At 37.5% G+C, this 6997-nt stretch carries 7 protein-coding genes; 1 reads left to right on the top strand and 6 read right to left on the bottom strand.

The window, feature by feature from the left end:
• Positions 1-459: 459 nt before the first annotated feature.
• Together mutS and cotE are read right to left on the bottom strand one after the other, a co-directional pair.
• Positions 460-3078: a DNA mismatch repair protein MutS gene (gene mutS / locus CD29_RS16555; protein WP_036189362.1), complete on the bottom strand. Its 2619-nt coding sequence runs from the start codon at positions 3076-3078 to the stop codon at positions 460-462.
• Positions 3079-3302: 224 nt separating this feature from the next.
• Positions 3303-3881: an outer spore coat protein CotE gene (cotE, locus tag CD29_RS16550; RefSeq protein WP_036189360.1), complete on the bottom strand. Its 579-nt coding sequence runs from the start codon at positions 3879-3881 to the stop codon at positions 3303-3305.
• Positions 3882-3940: 59 nt separating this feature from the next.
• Between cotE and CD29_RS16545 the strand changes: the two genes are divergently transcribed.
• A complete protein-coding gene (locus CD29_RS16545; protein WP_156111900.1) occupies positions 3941-4117 on the top strand; it encodes a hypothetical protein in 177 nt (58 codons plus the stop codon).
• A 108-nt stretch (positions 4118-4225) separates the two neighbouring features.
• Here CD29_RS16545 and CD29_RS16540 read toward each other — a convergent pair whose 3' ends face one another.
• The 4 genes from CD29_RS16540 to miaB form a co-directional block, all read right to left on the bottom strand.
• A complete protein-coding gene (locus tag CD29_RS16540; RefSeq protein ID WP_036189354.1) occupies positions 4226-4432 on the bottom strand; it encodes a hypothetical protein in 207 nt (68 codons plus the stop codon).
• A 181-nt stretch (positions 4433-4613) separates the two neighbouring features.
• On the bottom strand, positions 4614-4733 hold the full coding sequence (locus CD29_RS20350; RefSeq protein WP_140422919.1) for a YjcZ family sporulation protein: 120 nt from the start codon (positions 4731-4733) through the stop codon (positions 4614-4616).
• A gap of 146 nt (positions 4734-4879) precedes the next feature.
• Positions 4880-5317 (bottom strand): RicAFT regulatory complex protein RicA family protein, encoded by a 438-nt coding sequence (locus CD29_RS16535; protein WP_036189351.1) that lies wholly within the window; start codon positions 5315-5317, stop codon positions 4880-4882.
• Entirely contained in the window at positions 5317-6864 is a 1548-nt protein-coding gene (gene miaB / locus CD29_RS16530) for a tRNA (N6-isopentenyl adenosine(37)-C2)-methylthiotransferase MiaB (RefSeq protein ID WP_036189347.1), read from the bottom strand. The genes CD29_RS16535 and miaB overlap by 1 nt, the downstream gene beginning before the upstream one ends.
• Between the last annotated feature and the right edge of the window lie 133 nt (positions 6865-6997).

Genomic DNA, 6997 nt, shown 5'->3' with positions numbered 1-6997 from the left:
CCTTGTTTTCATTCTGTTTTGTCTCATAGAGCGCCTCTATTGGACAGTTCACCCTTGTTTTCAATTCGTTTTGTCTCATAGAGCGATTCTATTGGACAATTCTCCCTTGTTTTCATTCTGTTTTGTCTAATAGAAGGCCTCTATTGGACAGTTCACCCTTGTTTTCATTCTGTTTTGTCTCATGTAGCGCTTCTATTGGACAGTTCACCCTTGTTTTCAATTCGTTTTGTCTAATAGAAGGCCTCTATTGGACAGTTCACCCTTGTTTTCATTCTGTTTTGTCTCATGTAGCGCTTCTATTGGACAGTTCACCCTTGTTTTAGTTCTGTTTTGTCTCATAGAAAACGCTTCTATTGGACAATTCACCTAATTTAAGCGTAACCTTTTGTCCATTATTGCCTGTTAAATGGACAGCTTTTTCAAATTGCAGTATTAACAACTCACTGAAATAACTCTTTTTTACTTCTTACTCAACAACGCTTGCTGCAATTCATATAAAATATTCATTGCTTGAATTGGGCTTGTCCCCATAATATTTAGTTTTTCAAGTTGTTGTAAGACCTCACGCTCAGCATCAGATACGACATCACTCTCTTCATCAGCTAGCGACGCACCTACTGATCCCGCAACCTCTTCTTCAAATAACGACAGTTGCAACTCAGAAGATTCCTCAACTTTATCCTTTATTTCCCCAATACTTCCACGACTTGATGATTCGAACTCCTCTAACAACACACGAGCACGCTCAATGATTGCTTCAGGCATTTCTGCAAGCTGTGCAACATGGACACCATAACTCTTATCAGCCGCGCCTTTTTTCACTTTATGCAGGAATACCACTCGACCGCCCTTCTCCGTTGCACTTACATGCACGTTTTGCAATCTCGCCAACTCATCTTCTAATGCAGTCAATTCATGATAATGTGTCGAGAACAATGTGTTCGCACCAATTTCATGATGAATAAATTCCATCATCGATTGCGCCAACGCCATTCCATCGTAAGTCGAAGTTCCCCGGCCGATTTCATCGAACAATAGTAAACTGCGCTCCGTTGCATTCGTAATGGCATGCTGAGATTCTAACATTTCCACCATAAACGTCGATTGGCCTGCAGCAAGGTCATCTGCTGCCCCAATACGCGTAAAGATTTGATCGGTAATAGGCAACACAGCTTCATTAGCAGGAACATAACAGCCCATTTGAGCCAGCACTACAATCAGTGCCACCTGGCGCATGTATGTACTTTTCCCCGACATGTTTGGTCCAGTGATCAGCATCATATTTTTATCTTCTGTTAAGATACAATCATTTGGCACATAGGTTTGCTTATGTAACATTTTTTCAACTACTGGATGGCGACCATTGACGATTTTCAAAGCTCGCCCAGAATGGAATGTCGGCCTTACAAATCGATATTTTTCTGAAACTACAGCAAAACCAATATACACATCAAGCTCACTAATCGCTGAAGCTAAAGCTTGTAAACGAGGAATAAATACCTTAATTTCCTCACGCAATGCAACAAATAAATCATATTCCAATGCTAAACTTTGTTCTTCTGCATTTAGAATGATCGCTTCTTTTTCTTTCAACTCTTCTGTGATAAAACGTTCGGCATTGGCCAATGTCTGTTTTCTCGTATAACGCGATAAATCTACGTTTCCTAATTGAGATTTCGTAATTTCGATATAGTAACCAAAGATTCGGTTATACCCTATCTTCAAGTTTTTAATCCCTGTTATTTCACGCTCTTTCTGCTCTAATGAAGCAATCCAATCCTTGCCGTTGCGGGATGCATAACGAAGTTCATCAAGCCTCTCATCATAGCTATCACGAATAACATCCCCCTCCTTCACGGCGATTGGCGGGTTATCTGTAATCGCTCTTGCTAACAATTGCTCGACCTCAACACAAGTATCTAACCCCTCTCCAAGGGCACTAAGTGTCTCTTTTCCACTCTCCATCAACTGCTCACGAATCATAGGCACTTGTCGTAATGACTCACGTAACTGCGCTAAATCACGGCCGCCTACATTTCCAAAGGCAACGCGCCCCGCCAAGCGCTCTAAATCGTAAACACTTTTCAGAAGTTCTCTTAGTTCATTGCGAATAAAAAATTCATCAAGCAAATCCGTCACAATGTTTAACCTTCCATTAATGCCATTTTCGCTTGCTAAAGGTTGGTGTAACCATTGTTTTAATTTACGACCACCCATTGCAGTAACCGTTTCGTCTAACAACCATAATAGAGTTCCTTTTTGGTCGCCACCACGAATAGATTGCAGCAACTCTAAATTACGTTTTGAGTTTGAATCAATTCGTAAAAACTGTTTTAACTCTGTATATGTGAAAGGCTGAATATGAGATAACGAACGCATTTGGGTTCTTTCAATATATTGCAGCAAACTTTTGGCAACACCTTGCAAAGCTTCAGGTAAATGAATTAAATACGGACCAGCCTGTACCTCATCCATTTCTTCTTTTTCTATAGAAAGAACAATCCCCAATTGGCTTGCTTGCTCAGCCAGTAAAATTTGTAATTGTTCCGTTACTACGATTTCGCGAATATGGTAAGTTTGTAGCTGTTGCAGAAGTGACTTTATTCCACCTTCGATGATTGAACTATTTGCCTCCCCTGTAGAAACGTCTAAATAAGCAAAGGCAAAAGAATTTTCACTTAACTGCTCGGCACTTGCTATATAATGGTTAGTTTTTCCATCAATCGTTTTACCTTCTGTAATGGTACCAGGTGTGATGAGTTGTACTACCTCGCGCCTTACAACACCTTTTGCTTGCTTCGGATCTTCGGTTTGCTCGCAAATTGCCACCTTGTAACCTTTCGAAACAAGGGTCTCGATATATCCTTTTGCAGAATGATATGGTACACCGCACATTGGTATGCGCTCAGGCGTTCCTGCATCGCGCCCTGTTAACGTGATTTCTAAAATTTGTGATGCTTTCACGGCATCATCAAAAAACAACTCATAAAAGTCTCCTAGTCGATAAAACAAGAAAGCATCTTCATACTCTGATTTAATCGATAAAAATTGTTGCATCATTGGTGTGTAGGTTGTCATACTTTTTCCCTCTCTTAACTACCCCAAACGTAAAACTTGAGGAAAATTCTCGTAAATTATAATCTATATATGTTCATTAGAACGTTCATTTTTATGTTATAAAAGAATCGCCACTTTGAATGGATTATACGATTTCTCCATAATACTATATTTTATTATATCAAAAGAAGAAAAAAGAGCGCCTTTTAAATCTACATTTTGGCGTAGAAAGGCGCTCTCAAAAATTATCTTTTACGAAACGAAGATGATTCGTCATTATTGCTGCTAGATGATGAGCTAGAAGAACTTGAAGAAGATGAGCTAGAAGATGATTCGTCATCGTCTCCATGTTGGAATTTCCATTCTTCTTCGAATTCAATTGGGTGAACAGAAACTACTACTTTTGTTTCACCGATCACTTCTACTAAGTATTCACGTTCGATGACAACATTGAAGCAGTCACCGTTTTGTGTAATAATCGCTTCGATACAGTTAGGTTGTTGCAACACGCGAACCTTTACATCATCAGAATCGATCACATCTTCATCACGATAATGTAATTTTACTCTGTCTTTGTAGTTAATTGTATCTGTGTAAACCGCAGTTTTTGTATGGTTATTATATGCATACCATACGTTTACATCGAATTTACCAGTAATCTCAACATATTTCCCATGTTTTTTTGCATGGTAGTGGTGGTTAATCACCCAGCACCCTAGAATACTTGTTGGTGTATGTGGTGGACGTAATACTTCACTCGATTCAGTTCTCTTTTTCCCTTTAGCAACAACCGCTTTTGTCACGATTTGACGCAAACGTTTCAATTTGTTTCCTCCTTTATACTAGTCGACCTATGATATGCGACATGTGCCTAATTGGTGAAATGAAAGAAAGAATAAATTTAGGCACAATCCCTATTAAAAATAGCGCGTTAAATTATGGTACGCGATTTTTAATAATAGATGTTGAAGCATCTCTTTGGGCTATTCACATGATGTATTGTATGCAGCAAGGTGAAATATGGTTTTTCTTTTTTGAAAAATTATTGGAGGAAATTTAAACAGTATATGATAGGAGAAAAGATAAAAAAAGCACCTTCACTTGTTTTTCAGACTAACAAGTGACGATGCTAAAAGTTTTTTACAAATTAGATAAAATAGGTGACATTTTAACTTAGTGGTTCATTTTTCAATTTTTGAATTTCGTGTTTACGACGTTCGTTCTTTTCTTGTAGATGTTCTAATTCCTCTTTACCCGCATAATCCATATTGATTTCTGCGATTTCCATATTTTTTTCAATATTTTTGATCATTTCCTCTTTCGGAATGAAATCCTTATTCGTTTTTTGAACTTTTCGTTGCGGATTTTGTTTCATTCAAAAAACCTCCTATCCATTTTTGTTTCACCGTTAGTTTGTTATTCTATGGTTGATTTATACTTCATTTCAAAGATTGGCTATGTATTTTAAATTTCTTATAAAAAATTAAAGACCAGAGCCATTTGCCCTAGTCTTTGAAGGTGTTCATTATTAGTTGTATAGCGACGGTTTTTTTTAATTAGTAGTAGTTTTTAGCAAAAGCAGTACCAACAATAATTAAAAGAATGAACAATACAACTAATAAAGCGAAACCATTTCCTTTATTATCATACGATCCACCTACGAAGTTTGATGACATAATTCTCACCTCCCGTAACATTATTAAATTATGTCGAGTTTCTAAAAAGAACTGGGTCATAAACGGGAAAAATGAAAAAAAGTTTTTGAAAATAAAAAGGCTATCTTGAACAAATTTCAAGATAGCCTAAATTATTAAATATAAAATTAACTACAGCTTCCTGGCTGGCTATTGCGAACTTTCGAGCCTGTTTCGCCTTTTAACACATCGCCGCCTGTAGATTCGATCACTTCATCTGTTACACTATTTGCAATTGCGTTTGACACTAATTGCAATAAATTGTTTACTTCGTATTGAGATTGCTTGAATTCTTGCACGATTGGAAGCTCGTCAATCTCTTGTTCGATTTTCTCAATTTTTTCTTCAATTAACTTTAACGCTCTTTCTTTCCCAAGATGTTGGAAGTTTACCGCTTGCTTTTGTAATGTTTTTAAACTTGCGATTTTTTCACGAACGAATTGGTTGTCGTTAATTTGTGCTTCTGCTTTTTTGAAAAAATCAACTTGTTCTGTATTCGCGATCATGTGTGCGATTTCTTTTGCTTTTTCTACGATTTCCTCTTTTGTATATAACTTTGTCGTCATTATACTTCCACCTCATGTCGTTTTACTACTTCAACAAAATCCCCGCGTAAAGAATACGATTTTGCATCTGTAATTTTTACCTTCACAATGTGACCGATTAATTCTTTCGGTCCTGCAAAGTTTACTAATTTATTGCGACGTGTATAACCTGCTAGCATGTCATCACGTTTTTTACTTGTTCCTTCAACTAGTACTTCTACTTCTTGACCATCATAATTTTTAAGTGCAGCGGCTGAAAACTCTTCCACAACTGCATTTAAACGTTGAAGTCGTTCTTTTTTCACTTCTAATGGAACATTGTCTACCATTTTTGCAGCTGGTGTCCCTTCTCGTGGCGAATAAATATAAGTGAATGCCATCTCAAAGCCAACTTCACGGTATAAATCAATTGTTTCCTGGAATTGTTCTTCTGTTTCATTTGGATAGCCAACAATTATGTCAGTCGTTAATGCGACGTTTGGCATCGCTTCTTTAATTTTGCGAACTAAATCTAGGAAATGTTCACGTGTATATTTACGCGCCATAATTTTTAAGACATCGTTAGATCCAGATTGAACTGGTAAATGAATATGTTCTACAAGGTTGCCACCTTTTGCTAACACTTCGATTAAGTGATTATCGAAGTCGCGAGGGTGACTTGTTGTGAAACGGATTCGCGGAATATCAATTTTGCGTAACTCATCCATTAAATCGCCAAGACGATAGTCGATATCTGTGAAATCTTTACCGTAGGCGTTCACGTTTTGACCAAGTAACATAATTTCTTGGTAACCATGTGCTGCAAGCTCACGTACTTCTTGAATAATTTCATCCGGACGGCGGCTACGCTCTTTTCCGCGAGTATAAGGAACGATACAGTATGTACAGAATTTGTCGCATCCGTACATGATGTTAACCCAAGCTTTAATCGAGCCATTGCGTTGTTTTGGAAGGTTTTCAAGAACGTCCCCCTCTTTTGACCAAACGTCAACAACCATTTCCTTCGACATATAAGCTTCTTTTAAAATGTTTGGCAGGCGGTGAATGTTATGTGTACCGAAAACCATGTCCACATGTTGGTATTGAGTCAAGATTTTATTCACAACTGACTCTTCCTGAGACATACATCCACAAACACCGATCAACAATTCCGGGTTTTTGCGTTTATATTTAAGTAAATAGCCAAGCTCTCCAAATACTTTGTTCTCCGCATTTTCACGAATAGCACATGTATTTAATAGAACAACATCTGTTTCTTCAATGTTGTCAGTTGGTTCATAGCCTAGCTCCATGAAGATACCAGCCATCACTTCTGAGTCATGCTCGTTCATTTGACAGCCATATGTACGAATGAAAAACTTACGCCCTTCGCCCATACCTTTGAATTCTTCTGGAATGGCAAAATCTTTATGATATTTTACTTCTTCTTTCCCACGTTTTTTTGCATCTTTTAAGGAAGGCGCTGTAATTACGCGCTCGAAATATTTGCTATAGTCTTTTTCAGTTTTGGAGTTGTCTGGTTTTGGTTGCTTCACTTGCTGACTTGCTACTCGTTGTTCTTCATTCATCGAACTTTTTTACTCCTTTCAAATGGGGTTCGAACTATTTTATTTTTATTTACATATGCATTTTGCGAATTTAGTTATGTAATTCGCGTTTTGCACATTCGAATTCCATTATATTATTATAACGACATTTACA

Source organism: Ureibacillus manganicus DSM 26584, from assembly GCF_000772945.1.
In the GTDB taxonomy this organism is placed as follows: domain Bacteria; phylum Bacillota; class Bacilli; order Bacillales_A; family Planococcaceae; genus Ureibacillus; species Ureibacillus manganicus.
The sequence above is the reverse complement of the archived record's forward strand: the minus strand, read 5'-3'. Positions and strand labels throughout refer to the sequence as shown.

What these genes read in the sequence shown, in the direction of transcription:
- CD29_RS16535 (WP_036189351.1), bottom strand. Translation starts at nt 5,317, where the DNA reads ATGACGACAAAGTTATATACAAAAGAGGAAATCGTAGAAAAAGCAAAA.
- CD29_RS20350 (WP_140422919.1), bottom strand. Translation starts at nt 4,733, where the DNA reads ATGTCATCAAACTTCGTAGGTGGATCGTATGATAATAAAGGAAATGGT.
- CD29_RS16545 (WP_156111900.1), top strand. Translation starts at nt 3,941, where the DNA reads ATGAAAGAAAGAATAAATTTAGGCACAATCCCTATTAAAAATAGCGCG.
- mutS (WP_036189362.1), bottom strand. Translation starts at nt 3,078, where the DNA reads ATGACAACCTACACACCAATGATGCAACAATTTTTATCGATTAAATCA.
- miaB (WP_036189347.1), bottom strand. Translation starts at nt 6,864, where the DNA reads ATGAATGAAGAACAACGAGTAGCAAGTCAGCAAGTGAAGCAACCAAAA.
- CD29_RS16540 (WP_036189354.1), bottom strand. Translation starts at nt 4,432, where the DNA reads ATGAAACAAAATCCGCAACGAAAAGTTCAAAAAACGAATAAGGATTTC.